The sequence below is a fragment of the Methanocella sp. MCL-LM genome (assembly GCF_049676595.1).
Lineage (GTDB): Archaea > Halobacteriota > Methanocellia > Methanocellales > Methanocellaceae > Methanocella_A.
Genome location: NZ_CP187259.1, coordinates 2,947,072 through 2,969,119, shown reverse-complemented (window position 1 = coordinate 2,969,119; position 22,048 = coordinate 2,947,072). Strand labels below are relative to the sequence as shown.

At 54.3% G+C, this 22,048-nt stretch carries 23 protein-coding genes and 1 tRNA gene; 14 read left to right on the top strand and 10 right to left on the bottom strand.

Features of this window, described 5'->3' with window-relative positions; translation table 11 throughout:
- Nucleotides 1-21 precede the first annotated feature (21 nt).
- The gene (locus ACPLPM_RS15145) at nt 22-711 is read left to right on the top strand and encodes a PspA/IM30 family protein (RefSeq protein WP_424357606.1); all 690 of its coding nucleotides are present in this window, start codon (nt 22-24) and stop codon (nt 709-711) included.
- Nucleotides 686-964 carry a PspA-associated protein PspAA gene (pspAA, locus tag ACPLPM_RS15140; protein ID WP_424357605.1) on the top strand — a complete coding sequence of 93 codons (279 nt, stop codon included), beginning with the start codon at nt 686-688 and terminating at the stop codon, nt 962-964. The genes ACPLPM_RS15145 and pspAA overlap by 26 nt, the downstream gene beginning before the upstream one ends.
- Here pspAA and pspAB read toward each other — a convergent pair.
- Genes pspAB through cax form a run of 3 tightly spaced genes read right to left on the bottom strand, consistent with a single transcriptional unit; the run spans nt 961 to nt 3,486 of the window.
- The gene (pspAB, locus tag ACPLPM_RS15135; protein ID WP_424357604.1) at nt 961-1,497 is read right to left on the bottom strand and encodes a PspA-associated protein PspAB; all 537 of its coding nucleotides are present in this window, start codon (nt 1,495-1,497) and stop codon (nt 961-963) included. The genes pspAA and pspAB overlap by 4 nt on opposite strands.
- Nucleotides 1,497-2,381, bottom strand: a complete 885-nt coding sequence (gene htpX / locus ACPLPM_RS15130; RefSeq protein WP_424357603.1) for a zinc metalloprotease HtpX — start codon at nt 2,379-2,381, stop codon at nt 1,497-1,499. Before htpX ends, pspAB begins: the two co-directional genes overlap by 1 nt.
- A 40-nt stretch (nt 2,382-2,421) precedes the next feature.
- On the bottom strand, nt 2,422-3,486 hold the full coding sequence (gene cax, locus ACPLPM_RS15125) for a calcium/proton exchanger (RefSeq protein ID WP_424357602.1): 1,065 nt from the start codon (nt 3,484-3,486) through the stop codon (nt 2,422-2,424).
- 105 nt (nt 3,487-3,591) lie between these two features.
- Between cax and ACPLPM_RS15120 the strand changes: the two genes are divergently transcribed.
- The 5 genes from ACPLPM_RS15120 (at nt 3,592) to ACPLPM_RS15100 (ending at nt 10,169) form a co-directional block, all read left to right on the top strand.
- The gene (locus ACPLPM_RS15120) at nt 3,592-5,589 is read left to right on the top strand and encodes a PAS domain-containing protein (RefSeq protein ID WP_424357601.1); all 1,998 of its coding nucleotides are present in this window, start codon (nt 3,592-3,594) and stop codon (nt 5,587-5,589) included.
- A 163-nt stretch (nt 5,590-5,752) separates the two neighbouring features.
- Nucleotides 5,753-5,965, top strand: coding sequence for a hypothetical protein (locus ACPLPM_RS15115; RefSeq protein WP_424357600.1), 213 nt, complete (start codon nt 5,753-5,755; stop codon nt 5,963-5,965).
- A gap of 316 nt (nt 5,966-6,281) precedes the next feature.
- A complete protein-coding gene (gene hisI, locus ACPLPM_RS15110) occupies nt 6,282-6,641 on the top strand; it encodes a phosphoribosyl-AMP cyclohydrolase (RefSeq protein ID WP_424357599.1) in 360 nt (119 codons plus the stop codon).
- Between the two features lie 50 nt (nt 6,642-6,691).
- Nucleotides 6,692-8,563 carry a PINc/VapC family ATPase gene (locus tag ACPLPM_RS15105; protein ID WP_424357598.1) on the top strand — a complete coding sequence of 624 codons (1,872 nt, stop codon included), beginning with the start codon at nt 6,692-6,694 and terminating at the stop codon, nt 8,561-8,563.
- Between the two features lie 799 nt (nt 8,564-9,362).
- The gene (locus tag ACPLPM_RS15100; protein WP_424357597.1) at nt 9,363-10,169 is read left to right on the top strand and encodes a hypothetical protein; all 807 of its coding nucleotides are present in this window, start codon (nt 9,363-9,365) and stop codon (nt 10,167-10,169) included.
- Between the two features lie 382 nt (nt 10,170-10,551).
- Here the strand turns inward: ACPLPM_RS15100 and ACPLPM_RS15095 are convergent, their stop codons facing one another.
- Nucleotides 10,552-10,794, bottom strand: a complete 243-nt coding sequence (locus ACPLPM_RS15095) for a DUF378 domain-containing protein (protein ID WP_424357596.1) — start codon at nt 10,792-10,794, stop codon at nt 10,552-10,554.
- Nucleotides 10,795-10,947: 153 nt separating this feature from the next.
- Between ACPLPM_RS15095 and ACPLPM_RS15090 the strand changes: the two genes are divergently transcribed.
- The 3 genes from ACPLPM_RS15090 to ACPLPM_RS15080 all read left to right on the top strand — a co-directional run bounded on the left by ACPLPM_RS15090 (nt 10,948) and on the right by ACPLPM_RS15080 (nt 13,286).
- Nucleotides 10,948-11,022, top strand: a tRNA-Arg gene (locus ACPLPM_RS15090).
- A gap of 117 nt (nt 11,023-11,139) precedes the next feature.
- Nucleotides 11,140-11,970, top strand: a complete 831-nt coding sequence (locus tag ACPLPM_RS15085; RefSeq protein ID WP_424357595.1) for a GNAT family N-acetyltransferase — start codon at nt 11,140-11,142, stop codon at nt 11,968-11,970.
- 356 nt (nt 11,971-12,326) lie between these two features.
- The gene (locus ACPLPM_RS15080; RefSeq protein ID WP_424357594.1) at nt 12,327-13,286 is read left to right on the top strand and encodes a hypothetical protein; all 960 of its coding nucleotides are present in this window, start codon (nt 12,327-12,329) and stop codon (nt 13,284-13,286) included.
- A gap of 1,053 nt (nt 13,287-14,339) precedes the next feature.
- Here ACPLPM_RS15080 and ACPLPM_RS15075 read toward each other — a convergent pair.
- The 4 genes from ACPLPM_RS15075 to ACPLPM_RS15060 form a co-directional block, all read right to left on the bottom strand.
- Nucleotides 14,340-14,615 carry a YkvA family protein gene (locus tag ACPLPM_RS15075; protein WP_424357593.1) on the bottom strand — a complete coding sequence of 92 codons (276 nt, stop codon included), beginning with the start codon at nt 14,613-14,615 and terminating at the stop codon, nt 14,340-14,342.
- 31 nt (nt 14,616-14,646) lie between these two features.
- Entirely contained in the window at nt 14,647-15,747 is a 1,101-nt protein-coding gene (locus tag ACPLPM_RS15070; RefSeq protein ID WP_424357592.1) for a sodium:calcium antiporter, read from the bottom strand.
- 85 nt (nt 15,748-15,832) lie between these two features.
- A complete protein-coding gene (locus ACPLPM_RS15065) occupies nt 15,833-16,405 on the bottom strand; it encodes a Chromate resistance protein ChrB (protein WP_424357591.1) in 573 nt (190 codons plus the stop codon).
- 205 nt (nt 16,406-16,610) lie between these two features.
- Nucleotides 16,611-16,784 (bottom strand): CxxC-x17-CxxC domain-containing protein, encoded by a 174-nt coding sequence (locus tag ACPLPM_RS15060; RefSeq protein ID WP_424357590.1) that lies wholly within the window; start codon nt 16,782-16,784, stop codon nt 16,611-16,613.
- 170 nt (nt 16,785-16,954) lie between these two features.
- Between ACPLPM_RS15060 and ACPLPM_RS15055 the strand changes: the two genes are divergently transcribed.
- The gene (locus tag ACPLPM_RS15055; RefSeq protein WP_424357589.1) at nt 16,955-17,251 is read left to right on the top strand and encodes a hypothetical protein; all 297 of its coding nucleotides are present in this window, start codon (nt 16,955-16,957) and stop codon (nt 17,249-17,251) included.
- 164 nt (nt 17,252-17,415) lie between these two features.
- A complete protein-coding gene (locus tag ACPLPM_RS15050) occupies nt 17,416-17,907 on the top strand; it encodes a fasciclin domain-containing protein (RefSeq protein ID WP_424359996.1) in 492 nt (163 codons plus the stop codon).
- Nucleotides 17,908-18,285: 378 nt separating this feature from the next.
- Here ACPLPM_RS15050 and ACPLPM_RS15045 read toward each other — a convergent pair whose 3' ends face one another.
- Nucleotides 18,286-18,774: a hypothetical protein gene (locus ACPLPM_RS15045; RefSeq protein WP_424357588.1), complete on the bottom strand. Its 489-nt coding sequence runs from the start codon at nt 18,772-18,774 to the stop codon at nt 18,286-18,288.
- Nucleotides 18,775-18,896: 122 nt separating this feature from the next.
- Nucleotides 18,897-19,706, bottom strand: a complete 810-nt coding sequence (locus ACPLPM_RS15040) for a hypothetical protein (RefSeq protein WP_424357587.1) — start codon at nt 19,704-19,706, stop codon at nt 18,897-18,899.
- A gap of 456 nt (nt 19,707-20,162) precedes the next feature.
- On the opposite strand from ACPLPM_RS15040, the gene ACPLPM_RS15035 reads away from it, so the two are divergent.
- Nucleotides 20,163-21,323 (top strand): pyridoxal phosphate-dependent aminotransferase, encoded by a 1,161-nt coding sequence (locus ACPLPM_RS15035; protein ID WP_424357586.1) that lies wholly within the window; start codon nt 20,163-20,165, stop codon nt 21,321-21,323.
- Nucleotides 21,324-21,408: 85 nt separating this feature from the next.
- The gene (locus ACPLPM_RS15030) at nt 21,409-21,810 is read left to right on the top strand and encodes a VOC family protein (protein WP_424357585.1); all 402 of its coding nucleotides are present in this window, start codon (nt 21,409-21,411) and stop codon (nt 21,808-21,810) included.
- The last annotated feature ends 238 nt before the right edge of the window (nt 21,811-22,048 follow it).

The window sequence follows — 22,048 nt, the reverse complement described above, 5'->3', positions numbered from 1 at the left end:
GTACGATCTACCGGGATTCGAGTGGGATTGTTCAGCAGGCTAACGGCCAGCGTTCGCGCCAGGTCGAGGGCGTGGGGAGCAAGGCACAGGGGTATACAGGACTATCCTTGGGAAACCTATGACGACCTGCGGACGGAAGTGAAACACGCTGCCGCTGACAACGATTCATTAAAGGCCGAACTGCTTGCGCAGTCCGCCAGGCTTGACCAGTGCCTTCGCGGGCAGGAAGGGCTGGCGGTTGAGGCTGTCCGGGAAGGGCAGGACGAAAAAGCCGCGAGCCTGCTGTATCGCAAGCTGCTGGTGTCGAGGCAGATCGACCTCCTGCGCTCAAAAATCGGCAACCTGAGTGCCGATCTGGTGCGGCTGGATAAGCTGCTGTCGAGGCTAAAGCTGAAGATTCAGGCCTTCCGGGACGAGCGTATCACTCTCGAAACCCGCCACCTGCCCCCGGAGGATGCAGAACTGCGCCTTGGCGAAGCCACTGCAGGGCTTGATGAAGAGCTGGCCGCTGTACGCTATGCCATAGAAAGGACAAAGGCTAAAGCAGCAGAAGCTAGTATAAGCTGCGAAAATGCCCGCCGGCTTGCGGCAGGCTGCACCGGGCCGGCTGACGGGAAGATTCCAGATCAAGACCTGGAGCCTGTGGCCAGAGCCCTTAACAGGCTCAAAGCAGAGATGATGCACTATGATCGTCCGCATCCTCAACGATAACCAGTACATTATACCCTCGCTGTACTACGACGAGATCAACGCGCTGGACAACGCTCTTGTCCAGTCCATTGCGGGAAACGACCGGGAAGGCTTCAGGCAGACCTACGACCGGATGATCGAGCTGGTGAAAACGAACGGCATGCCCATGGACCCGTATACTGTCAAGGAATCTGACCTGATCCTGCCTCCCGCAGACATGACCTTCGAGGAAGCCCGCAAGCTCTTCGTCGGAGAAGGCCTCATACCGGGCTAGAGTGGCAGGCCCCACAAGGGATACCACTGGCTTAACACTTTCTCGATGGGGATGTTATCCTCTAACTCTCTTTTCAGGTTTATTTCCTGCTCATTGTCCCTATCCTCTCCGACCGGTATGAACGGGTAGAACTTTCCGTACAAGTTAAAAATCCAGTACACCCTTTTACCCTCCGCCACATACGCAAAGGCCGCGCACAGGAAATCCTGCCCGCAGGCATTAGCGGATATGGCATCAAAGGCCGCCCTGGCTGATTCCGTTACTCTGTTGAGGCTGCCGTCGAAAAGTATCCAGACGCAGCCGAAGGAATCTTCGACTGTGCTGCACTTTGCTGTAATCCCACTGCCGTGAGGATAGCGGGCGATTTTCTGGATGGTCTCTCTGCAACTATTAGAGGTCCTATAACAGATACCGGCTTTTTCGGCAAACCGCAATCCCGCTTGCCTCAACGCCGAGTCTTCGCTCTGCAGTTTTGCCATATCCTCCGCTTTTACTACCGGACCTTTTCGCCGAAGGAAATCAAGAATGCCCATCAGGACCTCATGGCACGCTCCATGCGCTCCAGTTCCCTGATCCGCCTCTCCAGGCTCGGGTGGGTGGAGAAGAGCTCAGCGATAGAGCGGCCGCTGATCGCGGGGATGATGAAGAACTGGTTCATGCCCTGCTCCGCCCTCAGGTCTTTCTTAGGGATGCGCTGCATCTGGCCGCTGATCTTCGTGAGGGCAGTGATGAGGGTGCGTGGCCTGCCCGTGATGATCGCCGAGCCCCGGTCCGCAGCGAGCTCCCTGTACCGGGATAGAAGGCGGACAAGCAGCAGGCTGACGAAGTACACGATCAGGGCTGCGACATATACAAGGACCATGCTGCCTGCACCCCGGCGGTCCCGGCCATAAGCTCCTCCCCCAAACATGAACGACGTCATGATAAAGTAGGCTACAGTCGAGATGAAGCTCGCCAGCGTCATCACTGCCACGTCCCTATTCTTCACGTGGCTGAGCTCGTGGGCCAGTACCGCCTTGACCTCCTCCGGGTCCAGCCGCTGCATCAGGCCGTTGGTGACCGCGATCACAGACTTGCGATGGCTCCTGCCGGTTGCGAAAGCGTTGGGCACGTCCGTGGGCATGATCGCTACTTTCGGTTTCGGTATATCTGCCTCTGCGCAGAGCTGCTCGACGACAGCGTGTAGCTGAGGAGCTTGCTCCGGGGTCACGATCTTTGCCCCCGAGGTCATAAGCACCAGTTTGTCCGAGAAGAAGAACTGGATGCCGAGCATCACTGCCGCAATGATCATAAGCATGGTTGGGTCAATACCCAGCCAGTAAAGAAAAGCGAGGAACCCGAGGTACACGACCCCCAGTAAGATCATCGTGAGAGTCATGCGCGCCATCAGGCCGAAATCAGTGGGCCAATTTCTCATAAAAGAGAGAAATTGGCCCGCATTGAAAGCACTTTGCCCACTATATGAAGAAGAATACCACAGCCATCATCACGTAGAGCGCGATTAGCTGCAGCCCCTCCATCCAGTTGGACTCGCCGTCGGAGCCAATCATGTTAGAAATCACGATGGCGGCGACGATGGCCACGACTTCGAACTCGTGGAAGACGAGGTTCATCGGGGTGCCCATGAGGTAGCTGACGAAGACCAGCACAGGGGCGATCAACAGCGCGATCTGGGTGCTGGATCCGGTGGCGATGTTCAGGGACAGGTCCATCTTGTTTTTAATCGCCATGAGAATGGCGGAACTGTGTTCGGCGGCATTGCCTATGATGGCCACGACGATTACACCGATGAACAGCTCGGTCAGGCCCAGGGTGTGGCTGACGTGCTCGATGGAGCCTACGAGGATCTCGCTTTCTACTGCGACTGCAACGGTAGCCAGCAGCAGGATCAGGGCCGCATATTTCTTCGACCAGTGAGGCTTGCATTCTTCCTCGTCTCCCTCGCACGTGTAAAGGTGCTTGTGAGTCCGGAGCGAGAACAGCAGGCTGCAGAGGTAGGTGATCAGGAGCACTGCGGATATACCCAGGCTCAGCGACTCCAGGGCACCGAGGTTCAGCACGTGAGCTGCCAGCGCGGGGAGGATCAAGCCCACTGCGGCGATGGCCAGCATGGTGGAGCCGACACCCTGTGCCTGAGCGTTGAAAGTCTGTTTCTTCCGCTTCAGGCCGCCGAAGAACATGGCGCAGCCGGTGATCAGCAGCGTGTTACCGATGATGGCGCCCGTGATCGAGGCTTTCACCACTTCGAACAGCCCTGCCTGAATGGCGAAAAAGGCGATGATCAGCTCGGTAGCGTTGCCGAAGGTAGCGTTGAGCATACCCCCGAGGCCGGCGCCCAGGTGTTTTGCAAGCTCTTCGGTCGCCTTGCCCATGAATCCTGCCAGAGGTATGATTGCCAGCGCGGCGACGATGAAGATGATGATCGGATTGGCATGCAAAAGATCGAGCGCTATGCTAATGGGGATAAAGATTAGCATCGCGATGAGGAAGTTGTCTAAGCTTAGCAGCTTCTTGGTTTGCATGGCCAGTAATGGTGGCGGTTGAGGTTATAAAGCTACTTATTCGCAGGACGAATTTATATATTTAACACTTAATATATTAATGACTTAGCTGTCAGGAGGTCATCTATGCTAGCAGAACGAAGCAGGCACTCCGGCCAGAGAGAAACCTTTAGCCAGCTGGAGGCCTGCGAGCGCCTGGGTGTCGCAGCCATCGCCGTCGATGTCAGTTTCCGCATCGTGTTCTTCAACGAGAAAGCGCGCAAGATATCCGAGTACTCCAGGGAAAATGCCCTGCGGAAGAGCATCTTCGACATCGTCGTGGCAGGAGACCTGAAAAAGTGCCTCCGCCGGTCCATCCGGGGCGACACCGTTGAGCCGGGTTTCGTCACGCGCGGGAGCATCGTCACGAGAGGTGGCAAGATCAGGAGCGTGGAGTGGCAGGGCACGACCATGTACAGCGAGGGAAAAGCTGTGGGGGTGCTGCTCACCGGCATCGACGTCACAGAGTCCGAGCTGGTCAGGGAAGCGGCCCGCATCGCAGCCACAGCCCGGGACATCGACGAGATCGCCATGTGCTTCATGGATTTGCTGGGAGGCCCGCTAAACCTGAAGATCGCCCGGATGTCCATCTATGCTGACGGTAGACCGCCGCTCACCCTCACCCGGGTTTTCCCCCACGGGGGAGTGAGAAAGAAGCCCCGGCACGCGCTGGATGACAGCCCCGCCGAAAGGGATATGGATACAAGGTACTTCAAGCTCCGGCCGGGCGACCGGTGCATAGGGGCGTTAGAAGTCACAGCATATGCCGGATCCCGGCTGTCCGAAGATGATGTCGGCTGCATCCAGGCATTGTGCGACATCATCTCCACCGGCATCGCCCGGCTGCTCCCCCCCGTCCGTCAGCTGCCAGATCTGTCTGCCGTAAAGGAAAATGGCTCGGCAGTTGCCATCGTCGATCCCTGCGACTACCGGGTAATCAATGCCAGCCGCAGTTTTTGCGTTATGGCAGGGAAAGAGGATCTGGCAGGCGTACGCCTGGAGGAGATCATCCCCTCCGCCGGGCTGGCAGAAGTACTCAGATCCGTCGTCTCCACCGGCACCCCCCAGTGGGGGACGTGTCCGGACAGCGGCCGCATCTTCTGCTGCGTCGCCGTTACAGGCCAGACGAAAGGCCCCGGAGCAATTCTCGTCTCTCTCCTGAACACTGCCTATGGCAGCCACGAGCCGGGTAACTGTATTTCCGCCTTACAGGGGGCGCAGGCAGCCGACATCTTCTCCATGCTGCCCCACGGCCTCGCGGTATGCGATTGCGACGGCGTGGTCGTGACAGTCAACAATACCCTCGCCAGGCTGTTCGAGATAGACCGGAGTATGATCGAAGGCCACGTATTTGCAGACGTTCTGCGGAAACTCAATCCCCGGCACACGAACGGGACGCCGCTGAGCAGGAAAATGCTCAGGATCAACCGGGCGCCCGAGATCGGGTCGGAGGTCGAAGCCTACATGATCGTCGACGTGGCGGGCCGCAGGAGGACCCTTAATGCGATATCTGCACCAATACTTGACGATAAGGGCACCAGGACGGGCTTCATTGTCACCGTACGTGATGCAACTGTACTACATGCCCTCTTAAGGCTGAGCAGGGCCACGGCAGACAGCGATAATACCGGCGACCTCATCGACGAGTCGGTGGACATCATCATGAACGCGTCCCGGCTTAAGCTGGCCTGGCTGTACCTCTACGACGGGAGCGAGCTTAACCTCGAAGTGCAGAAGGGTGACGTCTCGGGCGCACCTCTGCCAGTCTGCAGGGAAGTGCCGGAGCACGACAGCCCCACCTTAGAGTGCAAAGCATTTAACCGGGCCCGCCCGGTGCTGATCAAAGATTACCGCAGGTGTGCCTCGGTCCGCACTTTCGATCCCATGGCCAGAAGCCGGAGCATCAGAAGTATGGCGGCGATCCCGCTGATAGCCGACGGCCACACTATCGGGGTAATGGTAGCAGCTACCGGACTTAGCCAGCCTTTGCGGGAGCCTCAACTCGCGGAGCTGTCCGTCATGTGCGACCAGCTGTCCACCGGCCTCGCCAGGTCCATGCGCCGGCAGAGCCGGAAAAAAGGATAGGCAGAACTGTGGAGCGCCGGCCGGATATTGCGGCGTACTTGCCGGCCATATCTCTTTTTCTTATCTCTTCCTAATTCCTATTTCCTAAATCGGCAAATGGTAGAATATGTATTAATAGCTATAATTCGAGAAATAATCCTCATATCCATAAACGGGTGTGTTCATGAACCTTAAGATTCTTTACCAGACTCCGGTCCTCAAGCTGATGAATGCGCTCGTTTTCCTCGACACGTTTATCCTCATCTTCATTGGCGTCGGCCTTAAGGGCGATATGGGTTTCGTCTTCGGCGCGGGCTACGGAATTCTCGGCGGCCTGGCTGCTACGCTGATGTTCAATGTGCTGGTAGCAACGGTCATCACCATGAAATCCAGATAGAGTGTGTTACATAGTTACTCTTTTTCATCGTGAGCCGAGCCCTTGCATTGGAGGCGACCCGGCAAGACGAACGCTGCGCTGTGCCAGATCACAGATTCCGACAGATGCCACAGATTGCACAGATACTAATCGATTGTATATGGATTGTCAGTTTATCAATTATTATTCTAAGGTCATCTGTGAAATCCGTGCAATCTATCGTAATCTGTGATCTGGCACAGCGCAGCGTTCGTACACGTTCGCGGTTTAATAACAACAGTCGTCATGGAACGACAGCGACATAAATTATATCCGCTCCGGCGCACATTATGCCACTATGATGGAGCCGGAATTCAAGGATGGGCTGCTGCCCGTCATCGTGCAGGACTGCACCACGCTGGAGGTGCTCATGTTCGCCTTCATGAGCAGGGAGGCGTTCGAGCTCACCCGCAGCACCGGCATCGCGCACTATTTTAGCCGCAGCAGAGGCAAGCTGTGGAAGAAGGGAGAAACTTCTGGCCACTACCAGCGCGTCCAAGAGATGCGCATCGACTGTGACCGGGACTGTCTCCTGATTCTGGTAGAACAGGACACCGGGGCTTGTCACACGGGCTATCGTTCCTGCTTCTACCGGACCATCGACGGGACCGTCGTCGGGGAGAAAACGTTCGAACCGGGCGACGTGTACAAGAACTGAGAGTATGTTTTAAAGCGTGACACGCTAAAGAATGATAACAGGGAGCTAGCATGACTGGACTAAAGCTGGTACCAGACACCAGTACGATCATCAACGGGAGCATCACCAAAAAAGTAGAGTCGGGAGAATACCGGGACGCGAACATAATAGTACCGGAAGCGGTGGTGGCCGAGCTGGAGTCTCAGGCCAACCGCGGCCTGGAAATCGGGTTCAACGGGCTCGAAGAGCTGCGCAAGCTGCACGACATGCACGTGGCGGGCGAGATCAAGCTGCAGTTCACCGGCCCCCGGCCGACGCTGGACCAGGTGAAGCTGGCCCCGGGCGGGGAGATCGACTACATGATCCGCAGCATCGCCGCTAAGTACGGCGCCGAGTTCATCACCAGCGACAAAGTCCAGGCGAGCGTGGCCAGGGCGACGGGTATCCCCGTGATCTACCTGAAGCCGGAGCGGGAAGAGCAGAAGAAGCGACTGTCCATCATGGACTACTTCACCGACGACACTATGTCGATACACCTGAAAGCCGACGTGGAGCCGCTGGCTAAAAGGGGCAGCATCAGCACTATGCGCCTGGAGAAGATCGACGACCGCAAGCTCAGCGATAAAGAGATCATCCGCATGGCCCACGAGATCCTGGAGCACACCAAGAACGACCCTAACGGCTTCATCGAGATGGAAAAGAGCGGGGCCACCGTGGTCCAGCTGGGATCGATGCGTATCGCCATCGCCATGCCCCCGTTCTCCGACGGCGCCGAGATCACCGTGGTCAGGCCGATCGCGAAGCTGAACCTCGAGGACTACGCGTTCAGTAAAACATTTAAAGAGAGGCTCATCGAAAAGCGCAGGGGCATCCTCATCTCGGGTCCGCCCGGCGCGGGCAAGTCCACCTTCGCGCAGGCGTGCGCCGAGTTCCTGCTGTCCCACGACTTCATCATCAAGACGATGGAGTCGCCCCGTGATTTGCAGCTGCCCGAATCGATCACCCAGTACGCGCCGCTGGAAGGCCACATGGAAAACACCGCTGATATCCTGCTGCTGGTCCGGCCCGACTACACGATCTACGATGAGTTGCGGAAAACCGCCGACTTCTCCATCTTCTCGGACATGCGCCTCGCCGGCGTGGGCATGATCGGCGTCGTCCACGCCACCAGAGGCATCGACGCCATCCAGCGTTTCATCGGCCGCATCGAGCTGGGCGTTATTCCGCAGGTGGTAGACACCGTCGTGTTCATCGACCGGGGCACCATCGAGAAGGTCTACGACCTGACCTTCACCGTCAAAGTCCCCGCCGGCATGCAGGAAGCCGACCTCGCCAGGCCGGTCATCCTGGTCAAGGAAATGGAAACCGGCAGGCCCGAGTACGAGATATACACCTACGGCGAGCAGGTCGTCGTCATGCCCATCGGAGCGGAAAAGAAGGCCCCGAAGGCGACCATGAAGCTGGCGTCCCGGGAAATTCAGAAGGTCATCGGCAAGTACGTCAAAGGCTACGTCGAAGTCGAGATGCAGGGCGAAAACAGCGCAATGGTCAAAGTGAGGGAAAAGGAAATCGCCGGCCTTTTAGGGAAGGCAGGCAGCACCATCAAGCGGATCGAGAAAGACCTCGGCATCCACATCGACGTGAGGCCGCTCGACGAGGGATCGGGACGGGGAGAAGCGGAGGAAGAGCCCGTCACCGCACCCCGGAAAAAAAGCGAGGAAATCCCGGTCGACGTCGAGGAAACCAAAAGACACGTAGTCCTCAGCTTCCCCGGCCGGTACATGGGTGAAACCATGGAAGTCTCCGCCGGCGGCAAATACCTCTTCACCGCGACGATCGGCAAAGGCTCCTCCATCAAAGTGCCCAAAGGGTCGAATCTGGTTGACCGTCTCCTTACCGCCCAGGCCGCCGGGGACGAGATCACCGCACGCCTCGCCGAGTAAAAACACGGCAGAGGCGCCCCTATTTTTTCACTGTGGCACAGCACATCATTTCTAACCACTGTGGCACGGCTCCTTATCCATACAACTGGAAAACAGACGTTCTAACCACGGCGGCACGGCGGCACAGAGACAATGTGAGAAATGATTACTGGATGGTTATTTGAACCACGGCGGCACGGCGGCACGGAGACAGTGTGTGAAACGATGGCTGGATGGTTATTTGAACCACGGCGGCACGGCGGCACGGAGACAATGTGAGAAATGATTACTGGATGGTTATTTGAACCACGGCGGCACGGCGGCACGGAGACAACCCGACCCGAATATCAAGGCTACTTTTTTTATTGATCCACGGCGGCACGGCGGGCTGACGGCATGGAGACAGATAAGTTTTCCTTCCTTCAGGCTATTGATGGAAAGTCAGGCTGAAACCCTTGGATAGTAAACATATGGTTAATGCTCTGTCTCCGTGCCGCCGTGGACCTACAAAAGAGTTCACTTATGCCGGTTCACCACTGTCTTGGTGTCGCCGTGCCGCCGTGGTTTCAATTACCACTGGCTTGTCGTGGATCGCCTTGTCTTGGTGTCGCCGTGCCGCCGTGGTTTTAAAATTTGATCTTCAGTTGCCAGGATAAAGAGCCGTGCCGCCGTGGTTCAAATATTGGTTGCAGTCAGCTTAGCTTTTTTTCACATCATTGTATATTACTTTCGGACCGCTATCTGACAAGGCTTTAATCCTCAGAAGCTTATTTGAGGATTGGCCACCACCTGTCAAACCGTGGCCAGGGATTAGGATATTATGAATTTCAAGTTCGAAGACATCACCGAGAAAAATGTGGATGACCTGATGAGCGTTTGCGGCAACATGCCGGGCCTGGATAAGAACCCGCACTTTAAGGAGGGCCGGGAGGCGAGGAGGCAGTGGCTGCTGGAGATGATCGGGAAATACGGCACTATCGGGGTGCTGGCCTACGACGAGAGTGGCAAGCCCGCGGGCTTTGTGGAGTGTATTCCGGCCGCCGCTCACCCGCTGGGGCTGTTTGCGGCCGACATGCCCCGGACGATGGTCATCGACTGCGGATGGTACAAGCAGGACGCCGGCATCGCGGTCCGCAAAGCGATTCTGGACGACATGTTCGCCCGGAAGTGGTTCGATAAGCCGCTGGGGAACAAGAAGTGCAAGTTCGTGGACGTGCTGACCCTGAAGGGAGCGCCCATCATGCAGTACGACTTCTACCAGGGCTACGGTTTCCGGGATGCAGTCGAGATCACCGGCCACGCCACGAAGCGGTACCTGCTCCGGTATCCGGTCAGGGGCGACGAGATCACCCCGAAGACGGAAGAGATCAACTTCTGCAACGCCGGCAAGAACGTGCTGGTCATCGGCATCTACCGCCAGTGCCACATGCCCTTCATGATCGCGGCAAAGATCCAGAAGGCAGTCGAAGGCATCGAAGGCCTGAGCGTCAAGATCGTCGACTACTGGGCTACGGGAACTCCCACCGTCTGCGAAGCCGCCATCAACGGCAGGCCAGCGTTCGACGGGCCGGTCTTCTTCATGAATGACGAGCAGATACGCGAGTCCGTCAAGAGCAAGATGATCTGAATGTAAGACAATTGTCTCGTTAGGGGACATTACTTTTATCATCTTTTTTAGATAACTTGAGACAGCAACACGAACGCTGCGCTGTGCCAGATCACAGATTACGACAGATTGCGCAGATTACACAGATTGATAATCGGTAAACTAGCAGAGAGGTAGATCGCCAATCGTTTTAATTACAAATATATATCTGTGCAATCTGTGGCATCTGTCGTAATCTGTGATCCTGGCACAGCGCAGCGTTCGTCTTGCGTTCACGAGCTCCGAGACAACGTCTTACGAGTATCCGAGTAATCTGTAACAGGCACAGCGCAGCGTTAGTCCACGTTCACGATTGTGTAAATACTCTAAATATAAGAAAAGTGGATCCGCGGTTAGCAGCGGATCACGGGCGCACGACTGGCCTCTCGCGGGGCGTTGTGAGCATCTGGTACAGAGGGTACAGCAGGTAAATCGCCGCGATGCCTACCAGAATGTAGACCAGCTTTGTGAGGACGCTCGTCGCCACGGGCCCGAAGAGGGCTTCCACCAGGTTAAACCCGAACGCTACCAGTAACCAGTTGATACCGCCGACAATCGTCAGTATCATGGCTATTATTGTCAAAGGATCAGTAGTTCTTCTGTCCATCTCAAGTCACCAAGATGAGTTTGCGATGACGGATATTTATAAATTGTCGAAAATAATATTGTCCGGTCGTGATGCCCGGGGATAAACGCTATCTTGCATGGTCTGGCTCGCAGATTTTATATATCAGAATGAACATGTAGGATACGCAGATTTGGGCGGGTCGCCTAGCCAGGACATAGCGCCGGCCTCCTAAGCCGGATACCGTGGGTTCGAATCCCACCTCGCCCGCTGGCGTTTGGGGGATATATATCCCCTACTCTTTATGTCACCTTTTTCTAAATAATTGAAAATACGTCCAATCATCGTTACTCAAGCTTTATATAAACTATCGCCCCACTTCCCAATATGCTCAGTATCAGGCGAATGACCCGGCTCGATGCAGATTTTGCCATCAGTATGGCGGCCGCCGAAGGCTGGAACCCAGGCTTAAACGATGCCGATTGCTTTTACAACACGGACCCCAATGGCTTTTTCATCGGCGAGCTAGACGGCGAACCTGTCGGCTGCATCTCTGCTGTGGCTTATGATGATAAGTTCGGGTTCATTGGCCTGTACGTGGTGAGGCCGGAGTACCGTGGAAAGGGCTACGGAATCCGACTGTGGAAAGCTGCGCTTGAATATCTCGGCGACCGGAACATAGGGCTGGACGGAGTCCTGGCTCAGCAGGAGAACTACAAAAAGTCCGGCTTCAGGCTCGCTTACCGGAACATACGCTACGAAGGGCTGGCTGGCAGTGGAAAGTATGACCACATAGTAGCGCTGGAATCGCTGCCCTTTGAAGACGTAGTCAGGTACGATGCCACGATCTTTCCCGCCATGCGGCCGGAATTTTTACGGCGGTGGATCAGCCAGTCTGGCTGTGCCGCGCTCGGGTATGTGGAAAACGGGAGGTTAGCTGGTTATGGGGTGATCAGGCAGTGCCTGAACGGCCACAAGATCGGGCCGGTGTTTGCTGATCATGACTCTGCGGCAGAAAACCTGTGTCATGCACTATCGAATACTGTTGTGGGGCAGGCGATATTCCTGGATGTGCCCGAAGTAAACCCTGCGGGCGTTGCGCTGGCAAAGCGGCTCGACATGCACCCGGTTTTTGAGACCGCACGCATGTATACGAAAGGGGCAGACTTATCGCAGGTATGCAGGGTGTATGGGGTTACCAGTTTTGAGCTTGGGTGACTTTTTATCTGTTCGGCATTGTTCGTCCTCCCTGACCTCTGTACCTCCCTGACCTCCGATTTTTATATACTCCCTTACCTCTGTGTACCTCCTTTACCACCTCCTTTCCTCCGGTACCTCCTTTTACTCTATACTTTGCTGATTTAAGCGATTCTGGCGCATTCCGGGTAAAGAGAGGTACTGGAGGAAAGGAGGCGGGTCAGGGAGGTCGGGGAGGTCGGGGAGGACTATAAAGAAGGAGGTCAGGGAGGTACAGAGGTCAGGGAGGTAGGACTTAGTTAGTATTGTTGCATATAGCGCTGGATACCACCCTATAAAGTAAAACTATATCTAAGCAACCATATAATATTCAAGCCGTGGCAAAATTGATAAAGGATATTTTTGTGATAGCAATAGCGCTATTACTAATAGTACTCTTGGCAGTTCTTTACTTCATTGCCACCTGGGGGATGCCCGCAAATAACCTCGAAAAGGACCCGGATACCAGGCTTGTACTTAAAATAACAAGTTTCAATAATTCAAATTCAGCTAACGGAGCCGTAATTTGTAATACTTCGCCATACTATAATGTACACGTACTAAATTCAAATGATCCACTCCTAAAAAATGGCACAGAATGTAGATTCCGAATACTCATTCATCCAATCGTTCACTCTGCGCTAACGCAAGCTGAATGGGCTACGCCTGCAGAGTTAGTTCCGGGAACGATCATCTGTATTAATAATACTGACCTTTACAGCGTTATCGTTAATGATACTCTAACCCTGCCAATGCGTACCAGTGATATGGATTATTACAGCTTTGAAAATGGCATGATAACTCTTTCCGTTGGTGCCGATATTAGTAATGAAACAGAATGGGAAGACGCCTGGAAACGAAAAGTATCTATCATTAGCGATTCGGTCAATGTAAAACCGACTGAGGTAACTGGATTTTCTACTATTGTCGGTCAGATAATAAGTTTGAACGACTCGAGGGTAGATGGTATTGAACCCTGCTATACCGTCCGTATACTCGATTCGAATGATCCGGCCATCGAACCTGGTACCAATTTCACGCTAACCATCTTTCAAAAAATGGCTGGGTACTGGGGTATGACGTGGGCTACTCCTGTAGAGTTGAGTCCTGGAACTATCATCCGGTTAAACAATACCAATTGTGACAAGAATACAACAGGTATAGGTGTTCCAAATTACCAAAAATTCAGTGATAACACAATAAGGGTCTATGTAGCGGCAGACCCTAACGATAAAGACGCATGGAACAATGCATGGAGACAAAAAATACTTGTAATTAATAATTCAACAAAATTCTGATCGCTCTGGAGCGTCTAAGGGTTAGAAAAATATAGCGTAAGTATAGGATTCTCCCGCGGTATTAGTTATTGGATGTGAAGGCGAGTATGATAAAATGCAGATCGATGATTATTGTACTAATACTGACAGTTCTCTTAACTTCCGGCTGTCTCGAACAGCAGCATTCCGTCTATGTCCAGGATAAGCACACAACTAACACCTTCGGGGGAACGCAGAGGTATTACATTGTAGATGGGCCCACGACATACGAATGCGCTAATTCCAGTATTTATGATGCACTCGATAAGGGTAGCACATATACCGTGGTCGTATCTACGGCATCGGGTAACAATATGATCACAAAGGTAATTTCTTAGATGATCTGATGAGGAAACGAACAGTTCATAAAATCAAGTTTACCTTTGTTTTCTCTCATCATTCACTCATAATTAATGAAGAATCCTTTAAAGGCTCACATCCGAAGTTTTGATAATAAATCGTTTACACAAGAAGCGCTTATGCTGCTCCTGATAGAATTTTCATCCTGTCAAAGGATGCGATATAGCTGTTTCTATGCATTGTGCTTATAGCCCGCCAGGCACACCATGGACTTTTTGATCGGAAGCAGAAGAGATGGCTAAAAAATATCCTGGCGTGCCTGACTCCTTGGCGTTCCATGAAAAATTGTTGGTCCGGGAGGTGTTGAGAGGTCGGAGAGGGGGTTGGAGAGGTACGATGAGTTCAGAGAGACTTTTCAAGCTGGGAGGTCAGGGAGGTCAGGAGGTCTGAGAGGAGGTTATGTGAGGTACCCGGAGGTCAGAGAGAATTAACTTAAAAAACCTCCCTGACCTTTCCACACTCCCCGACCTCCTCTCTGACCTCTGACCCTCTCCGACCTCCCAGCTTGAAAATCCTCCCCAACCTCCCGGGAACTCCCCGACCTCCAGGAGTTTTTCACCGGCTTAACTCGAAAAACCTGTTTTCATAAGCCGAGTGCCTGGCTTCTTGGCGTGCCCAGCTGTATTTTCGACATACGCAGTGCTTACATCAAATTTTTGAGGCCCGAATTTTTATTTAGACTACCCTTGCCCTCGCCTCTTTGATAATCTCCGGCGGGACCATCTTATACAGTATCCATATCCCGATAGGCAGAATGAGGATATCATCGAGCTGTCCAAGTACAGGTATGAAATCCGGTATCAAATCTATCGGGGAAAGGGCGTAAGCCACTAATAGCCCTGCGAGTATTTTGCATCGTAAAGGTAACCGGGGGTGACTGGCTACGTACTTCAGCACTTCCAGCTCTTTCTTTATGCTCGCCATGATGGTTTTGAAATCGTATCTCACCATTATTGTTCACTCCCCGGTCAATCGCTCTCCGTTATCGCATGCTGAACAGTACCAGGCCTATGAATACGGCATACAATAGGCCGCCTATCATCAGCCCCGACATCTTGATCTCTTTGTGGCTGGACTCGAAGTACAGGATGATGCCGGAGAGTATGGCTATGGCGATTGCCGCTCCCTGCAGCAGGCCGACCTGGCTGGCGAGGTCGAGGTGCCAGCCGGTGAGGATGATGCCGATGGTGACGGGTATGCAGCTCTGGAAGACCATGGCTCCGGTGATGTTGCCGATGGCGAAGGTGTCTTTCCGGTCTCTGATCCACAGCAGGCTGTTGAACTTCTCGGGCAGCTCCGTGGCGATGGGCGCGATGATCAGCGCCAGGATCAGCGGGTTCATGCTCAGGATCGTGGCGATTTCCTTGATCTGCCCGACGAAGAGATTGGCGCCCACAATGATGATGCCCAGGGACGCGAGTACCTGCAGTATGATCAAGAGAGTCGAGGGCTCCCGGACGTGTTGTGTAGCCTGTATCACCTGGCCGCCGTCGGGGACCGGGCAGCTTTCCGGCATGCCGGATCTTCCGGTACATTTCCTGATGATGCCGTCCACGTAGAGGTCCTTGAGTTCCTCCCCTTCGAGGGCGGTCTCGCCGGTCTTTAGTGTGTAGATTGTGTAGACGATGTAGAGCGGTATCAGGGCGAAGCCTAACGCGACTTTGAACCACCCGAATTCGGGCGGGGCGATCGCTGCGATGGCGGCGAGGCCGTAGGCGAGGATGAAGAACTTGAGGTCTCTTCTGATCAGCTTGCCGTTTATGTGCAGCGTTTTGGTGCGCCGGCGTTTCTGGAACATCAGGACAGAAATGCCGCACACGAAGAGCGCCAGGGTGGCCAGCATGAAGGGCGCCCCAAGAATGGCTCCTACGCCGATCTCTTCGCCTGCGTGGCCGCCGATGGTCAGGATGGCGATGATCGGCACGATGGTTTCAGGTAAGGCTGTTCCGACTGCGGCTAGAACGCTGCCGACAGCGCCTTCCGACAGTTTAAACCGCCGGCCGGTCCATTCGACTCCGTTGGTGAAGAGCTCGCAGCCGGCGAGTATTACTACGAAGCTTAGCAAGAAGATTAATAAATCCATTAGTCTATCCCCGTTATCGGATTATTCCGGTATGGCAACTGTGAGTTGAGCCAGTTTCTGTGGTTCAGAGCTTATTCCCCTTTACTTACTCGTCCCTGTACTCGATGTCGTTCTCCTGGACGTTGATTCCCTCGTTGGCGTAAACCGCTCTGGCGAACGTCTGCAAAATTTTGCGGCAGCTGTCCATAGTCGCGGCTACCTCGGGCACTTTCTCGTTCCCAAAATAGTCCCGGGCTCTGATCTTTCGCAGCCAGCTTACGAGCTTCTGGAGCTCGGCCTCGTTTTCGTCGAGCTCTGCAAAAGTGAATTTTTCTTGCCCGATGTCAGTTTCGATCTCTTTGAGGAAGTCTTTGCACTTGTCGATAAACTCGGTATAGTCCATGTCGATGTTCTTGTTGAAGGCGCTCAGCAAGCCCGCTTCCACATCCGGGGTAAAAGCTTTTGCAACGAAAATCGAAGAGTTTCCTTCGTGGGCGTTCAGGTAGGCAGCTATCTCATTTAAGAACTGCTGGTTCTTGTTCGAGCAGGGCAGCGCCCACACTCCGTTGTGCAGGCTGACGGCGCCAGCCGCCTTCATCCGCCTCCAGACCATGACCCTGACACTGGAGGGCGAAGATGGTATCTGGGATAGCAGGAGCAACCATTCAATTTCTGACATGAGTGGATGTAACATACGTTACTTTCAGTATATAACGATTTCTTTTTTTTATTGTAATACCAGTTAAACTATCCATAATCTAAATTGCTTCATCGTCGGGCCGCTTTCATGTATAGACCCACTAACAGTCAAGTAAGCCCAAAAATAGGAAAATGAGTTTTTGTGCAGGCTGTAAGCCTGCATGTCTCAAGCCAGTATCCGTATTTTAAAACCTTGGTTTCCTGTGTTTAGGCAGGCACTCGTTACAATAGACCGGTCTGCCCTCCGTCGGTTTAAAAGGTACTTCTGTCTCTTTGCCGCAATCTGAGCACGTTGCTTTGTGCATCTCTCTCGGGCCGCCGAAATCTCTCCGGGGTCCCCGGAATCCGCCTTCTCTCATGTTCAATCCCTGCGTATTTTTATACGCAAATTAGTTTTGTTTGCCCGGGTGTAATAATGTTGAGCGTGAGATTCCCGGATTTTTTAGAGCAATGGTAGAATGAGCGCAGCAATAGCCTGGGACCTGGAATAGCTTACCCTGCATCTGCCAGGCTCATAAGTTGTTAGTCGATGGACCTCGAAAATTTTATGGTTATTGCTACATACTTGACCACGATGCCAAATATCGCCATTATTGACAATGAGCCTCAGCTGGCAAAATTGTTCGAAACCGCCCTTGCTTCCAGGGGGCATAAAGTAGCTTTTGTTGTCGGCACCTGTGGGGAAGCGCTGGAAACGCTGAAGACGATAGATAAAACGCCAGACATGCTTGTCGTGAGCGCCGATCACGAGGCAGATACCTTAAACCAGATCAGGGCGGCTTTCCCCTCGATAATTGTTAAAGAGGTTCGACGGAAGGCGCAGTGATCAAATACCCTCTGCCGGAAGTGCCCTGAACCATGGTGGACACCCCCGAAGTCGTCGCGCGTTTACAACGGTAGCGCACGGCAGTTTTTGATCAATTGGGTCAACACCTATAACATCAGCTTTTTTAAAAACTGCCAAGTGCAGGAGAGGATCATTTGAAAATAGTGATTTATATCGCAGTTCTGGCAACGCTGTTGTTTTGTACGCTCAGCAGCATCGGCGTGCAGGCGCAGGTGACAACCGCGGGGACACAGAACAACGTGCTCCAGGTAGCTACTGCCGAGGGCAATCTTAAGACCTTCACGGGAGCTGTCGACGCGGCCGGGATGAGGGATACTCTGAGCGGTGTAGGGCCGTATACGATTTTCGTCCCGACCGACGAGGCCTTTAAAGCCGTAGATACGCCGACTATGAGCGCGCTGAACGCCGACCAGTCAAAGATGTCTGCGGTTCTGAAAAACCACGTCGTTGCAGGCAGGTACACCATTAAGGACCTGAGAAACATGGGCTATGTAACGACGCTCGACGGCAAGACGCTCCGCGTACAGTCGAGCAACGGTGCTTTTGCGGTAGACGGGGCCCATATCGTCAAGAACGATGTGCCCGCAGGTAACGGTATCATCCATGTGATCGACACGGTGATGATCCCTAAGTAATGCCTGCAACCCCTCTATTTTTTTTACTGCTGTGCACCCCGCCTGAAAACGGTCTTTAGGGGCAGGAAGATGAGAAGCGACCTCGTTGTTCTAATCACCGGAAACCAGTCATCTCGCGTGCTATAATGGCCCGAACTTTTTAATTTGATCTTATCTTGATCAATCACGGGGTGGATGAATGATCTCGAAAACTAAAATGTGGCTCGCGCTACTTATGGCCGCGGTAGTGGTACTCGCTACTCTGGCTATAACCGCAGAAGTCTCGCTAAGCCAGTCAAGTTATCCCGCAGCATGCCCGCAGTCATGCGGGAGTTATGGTTGTCCTGTAACGTATCCAGGCGGCCAGTATCTCGATCCGTGTACGCCTTGCGGGCCGTCTTATGGCCTGCCAGCCGGATATCCGATTCTGTCGCCGATCAGGTTCCCCGGGCTGTTCCCCGGTTTCCCAATACAGTTCCCCAGGCCGATCCCGATGCCAGTGCCGGGGCCTTTCCCGATGCCTACCTGGCCGCCTGTGCTGACGCCTACGCCGGTACCATCGCCAACCGTGATACCGACGCCGATTGTGTCTCCGACGCCAATCGTGTCTCCGACACCGACTCTGGTACCTTCGCCTACCGTGGTGCCGACTGTTACTCCTGAGCCGACTCTGACGCCTACGCCGGTACCGACTCTGGAGCCTACGCCGATCGTGTCCCCTGAGCCTACAATAGTGCCGACCGTAACTCCGACGCCGATCGTATCTCCGGAGCCTACCATCGTACCTACGCCGGTACCGACTCTGGAGCCTACGCCGATCGTGTCCCCCGAGCCAACGCTCGAACCAACGCCCATAGCTACTATGGTGCCAACACCGGTGCCTGCCATAATTCGGTAACCAGTGAACACTTTTCGGGCGATTGTCGAGGCCGGACGGTGACGACGTCCGGCCTCAGATTTTTAATCGTTATCCTGTCGCGCCTTCGATTTTTAACTCGCAGGAAAAGCTCTTAGCGCTTCTTCATGATCAGGTAAGCGACTCCAATCAGGCAAACAAGCGCCAGTATTCCTGTAAATCCGGGCGATCTCGCCGTTGTCGGGTTAGGGCCGGCTAAATCAGGAGGAACTGGCAGGGGCGTAGAAGTCCCGATGCCGATTGGCGATGCCGTTGCTGTGGGGCTCTTTTCGATCGACTGCCTGACGACATCCGTAGCCCTGGGCGTACTCTGAACCGGCGTAGGTGCTGGTGTAGCTGCCTGTAGCGTGTCCGGCTGGGGCTGAGACTGGGCTTCAGCCGGTGCGGGTGCCGAAGTCGGCGCCGGGGTTGGTGCCGGGGTTGGAGTCGCCGGTTCTGGCGTGGCCGTAGGCACAGGCGTTGCTGTCGGGGTTGCAGTCGGGGTCGGGGTCACAGTCGCGTTAGCTGCCGGCGTCGGGGTCACAGTGGCATTGGCCGCCGGTGTCGGCGTTACAGTGGCATTTGCGGCCGGGGTGGGCGTAACGCTGGCAGTCGGGGTCGGGGTATTCGCCTGTATTACTATGTTGATCGCGGGAATTTCATAGTATTGCTGGCCGCTGGTCAGCGGGTCGATGGTATCCGTATATGAGTTGCCCTGATAAGTTGCGGAGAAGGGCAGGCTGGTACCTGTGGGCAGTCCAGATATGACGTAGACTCCGTCCACACCGTTGTAGTTGCTCGTCGTCGCCGAGCCTGATCCGCATGTTACAGCCACGCCGTTTGTCGCCACGCCGTTTACGTTCACCTGTCCGGCAATGGTCGCCTCGGTTTCGTTTGTCTGCGCGGCCGCAAGAGCGGCTGACATGCACAATATGGTGGCTGTCGCAGCCAGTATACACATGATTACTGAAAGACTTCTCATCGATCTCTGCATATTACTCGCCTCTGTTGGTCTTGTCGAACACTACGGCAAAGGTAGATGTCAGCATTTAGTGTGATATGCCCGGCCAGCTCCGATCGCATGCCGTACGCGAACGGCTGTCCGGGGATATCTGCTGCAGCAAGACGTTAGCTGCCATATATTTATAATAATTATATTAATAAAAGTATCGAAAGATATTATTGGGCTGTCGGTTTAATCGGGAATTTAATTTGCCGTGTACAGATAAGGACATCTGCCCTGAGCTGCATCGGTTTTGCCCGGTATCGCATACAGCCGATCCGACCGTGTGGTTACTTTTAATATGCAGTACTGGAAAACACAATACATCCCGTGTCTGCCGGCCGGACCTGTTCAGCAAGCCGGGCGAGTGGTATTACTATGGTAAAGCTTTCCGAAAAGGCCATGGGCCTTCCGCCTTTCATCGTCATGGACGTCCTCGAGCGTGCCCAGGCTCTGGAGCGATCGGGCCGAAACATCGTCCACCTGGAGGTCGGAGAGCCGGATTTTCCGACACCCTCACACATTTGCGAGGCGGCCGAAAAGGCACTAAAGAGAGGAGAGACGAAGTACACTCACAGCCTTGGCTTACTGGCCTTAAGGGAAGCGGTAGCGGAGTACTACAATGGCAAGTTCGGGCTGGACCTGCGCGCTGACCAGGTGATCATTACTTCCGGGACGAGCCCGGCGTTACTGCTGCTCTTCACCGGGCTTCTGGAGCCTGGCAACGAAGTCGTCATGTCAAACCCCTACTACGCCTGCTATCCCAACTTCGTCAAATGCGCCGGAGGCAAGCCCCGGTTCGCCTACGTCACCGGGGAAGACGGGTTCACTATGAAGCCCGAGTCCGTCGCAGCGCAAATGTCCCGGGACACCCGGGCTATTCTGATCAATTCGCCATGCAATCCCACAGGCAGGGTCATGAGGCCCGGGGATTACCGGGGCATCTGCGAAGCCGCCGGGGACATACCGGTGATCTCGGACGAGATCTACCAGGGCCTGGTCTACGAAGGCGAGGACCACACGGTGCTGGAGTACACAGATAATGCCTTCGTGCTCAACGGCTTTTCCAAGCTGTTCGCGATGACCGGCTGGAGGCTCGGGTACCTCATCGCACCCCGGGATTGCATCAGGCCGCTACAGAAAATCCAGCAAAATCTGTTCATCTGCGCGAACAGTTTTGTCCAGCATGCCGGGGTAGCAGCATTGCGAGGCCCTCAGGATCACATTCGGGAAATGGTCTCCGAGTACGACCGGCGCAGGCTGTACATGCTGAAGCGGCTTAAAGCGATGGGTTTAGGAGTTGAGTGCGAGCCTGAGGGTGCCTATTACGTCCTGGCCGATGCGAGGCGGTTCAGCCCGAACTCTCTGGAGCTCAGCCGTTCCATCCTTGAAGAGGCCGGGGTGGCCGTGACTCCGGGCATCGACTTCGGAGATGGTGCAGAGGGGTACCTGAGGTTTTCTTATTCGAACAGCCTCGACAATATCAAAGAAGGTATGGATCGGCTGGAGCTGTATCTGAAAAGGCTCAAGGCAACTTGACGTCGCAATATACTCTGATCTCTATGCCCGGTTCCCGCGGCTAACCTTTTTCACGCCGTGCGCCCATCTCCTACGGGGCAGCAGAATGCAAACTACCGAGACACGGGGCCGGGTCGTTACCGGGGGACTATGTCACATAGCCATCGACGTAGCTGACCTTGAAAAATCCGCGAAGTTTTACACCGATATGTTCAACCTCGACGTTGCCGACAGGACTGACTCATACGTCCAGCTGAAAACCCCCGGGGGAAGGGACAGCTTCTTCCTGTTTAAGGCGGACGCCCCTGTGAATCCCCGGGGCTGCGGGCAGTCTCACGCTCACTTCGGCTTCAGGATAGATGATCAAAATTTTGACCGGGCTATGGATTACATCAGGCGAAACAACATTAAGATTCACCCTAATCCGCGCAGGTCTGCCGGCCGGTTCGTGTATCTCGAAGACCCGGATGGCTACGTAGTCCAGCTTGAGCCCGGGGACTGCGCCTGAAAAAGTGCAGTTCCTTTAACCTGGAGTTGCGCTCGTTTCACCTTCGGGGAGTGACATAAAATTTATTATAGCCACAGCAAAGTTTTGATAAAGGATCAGTGTTTCCACCTGTAAATATATTTCAGGGAGGCTGAGGCTTAGTGAACCATCCGTCTATCTTTGGGCGGCTGACCGCGATGGCCAGCCGTATATATGATTTACAGAGCGGACCCTCTGATACCAGAACTGAGTTCATTGC

Coding starts and splice junctions, on each gene's coding strand:
- pspAA (WP_424357605.1), top strand. CDS start 686: ATGATCGTCCGCATCCTCAACGATAACCAGTACATTATACCCTCGCTG.
- pspAB (WP_424357604.1), bottom strand. CDS start 1,497: ATGGGCATTCTTGATTTCCTTCGGCGAAAAGGTCCGGTAGTAAAAGCG.
- htpX (WP_424357603.1), bottom strand. CDS start 2,381: ATGAGAAATTGGCCCACTGATTTCGGCCTGATGGCGCGCATGACTCTC.
- cax (WP_424357602.1), bottom strand. CDS start 3,486: ATGCAAACCAAGAAGCTGCTAAGCTTAGACAACTTCCTCATCGCGATG.
- ACPLPM_RS15120 (WP_424357601.1), top strand. CDS start 3,592: ATGCTAGCAGAACGAAGCAGGCACTCCGGCCAGAGAGAAACCTTTAGC.
- ACPLPM_RS15115 (WP_424357600.1), top strand. CDS start 5,753: ATGAACCTTAAGATTCTTTACCAGACTCCGGTCCTCAAGCTGATGAAT.
- hisI (WP_424357599.1), top strand. CDS start 6,282: ATGATGGAGCCGGAATTCAAGGATGGGCTGCTGCCCGTCATCGTGCAG.
- ACPLPM_RS15105 (WP_424357598.1), top strand. CDS start 6,692: ATGACTGGACTAAAGCTGGTACCAGACACCAGTACGATCATCAACGGG.
- ACPLPM_RS15100 (WP_424357597.1), top strand. CDS start 9,363: ATGAATTTCAAGTTCGAAGACATCACCGAGAAAAATGTGGATGACCTG.
- ACPLPM_RS15095 (WP_424357596.1), bottom strand. CDS start 10,794: ATGGACAGAAGAACTACTGATCCTTTGACAATAATAGCCATGATACTG.
- ACPLPM_RS15085 (WP_424357595.1), top strand. CDS start 11,140: ATGCTCAGTATCAGGCGAATGACCCGGCTCGATGCAGATTTTGCCATC.
- ACPLPM_RS15075 (WP_424357593.1), bottom strand. CDS start 14,615: ATGGTGAGATACGATTTCAAAACCATCATGGCGAGCATAAAGAAAGAG.
- ACPLPM_RS15070 (WP_424357592.1), bottom strand. CDS start 15,747: ATGGATTTATTAATCTTCTTGCTAAGCTTCGTAGTAATACTCGCCGGC.
- ACPLPM_RS15065 (WP_424357591.1), bottom strand. CDS start 16,405: ATGTCAGAAATTGAATGGTTGCTCCTGCTATCCCAGATACCATCTTCG.
- ACPLPM_RS15060 (WP_424357590.1), bottom strand. CDS start 16,784: ATGAGAGAAGGCGGATTCCGGGGACCCCGGAGAGATTTCGGCGGCCCG.
- ACPLPM_RS15055 (WP_424357589.1), top strand. CDS start 16,955: ATGGACCTCGAAAATTTTATGGTTATTGCTACATACTTGACCACGATG.
- ACPLPM_RS15045 (WP_424357588.1), bottom strand. CDS start 18,774: ATGGCAGGCACCGGTGTTGGCACCATAGTAGCTATGGGCGTTGGTTCG.
- ACPLPM_RS15040 (WP_424357587.1), bottom strand. CDS start 19,706: ATGTCAGCCGCTCTTGCGGCCGCGCAGACAAACGAAACCGAGGCGACC.
- ACPLPM_RS15035 (WP_424357586.1), top strand. CDS start 20,163: ATGGTAAAGCTTTCCGAAAAGGCCATGGGCCTTCCGCCTTTCATCGTC.
- ACPLPM_RS15030 (WP_424357585.1), top strand. CDS start 21,409: ATGCAAACTACCGAGACACGGGGCCGGGTCGTTACCGGGGGACTATGT.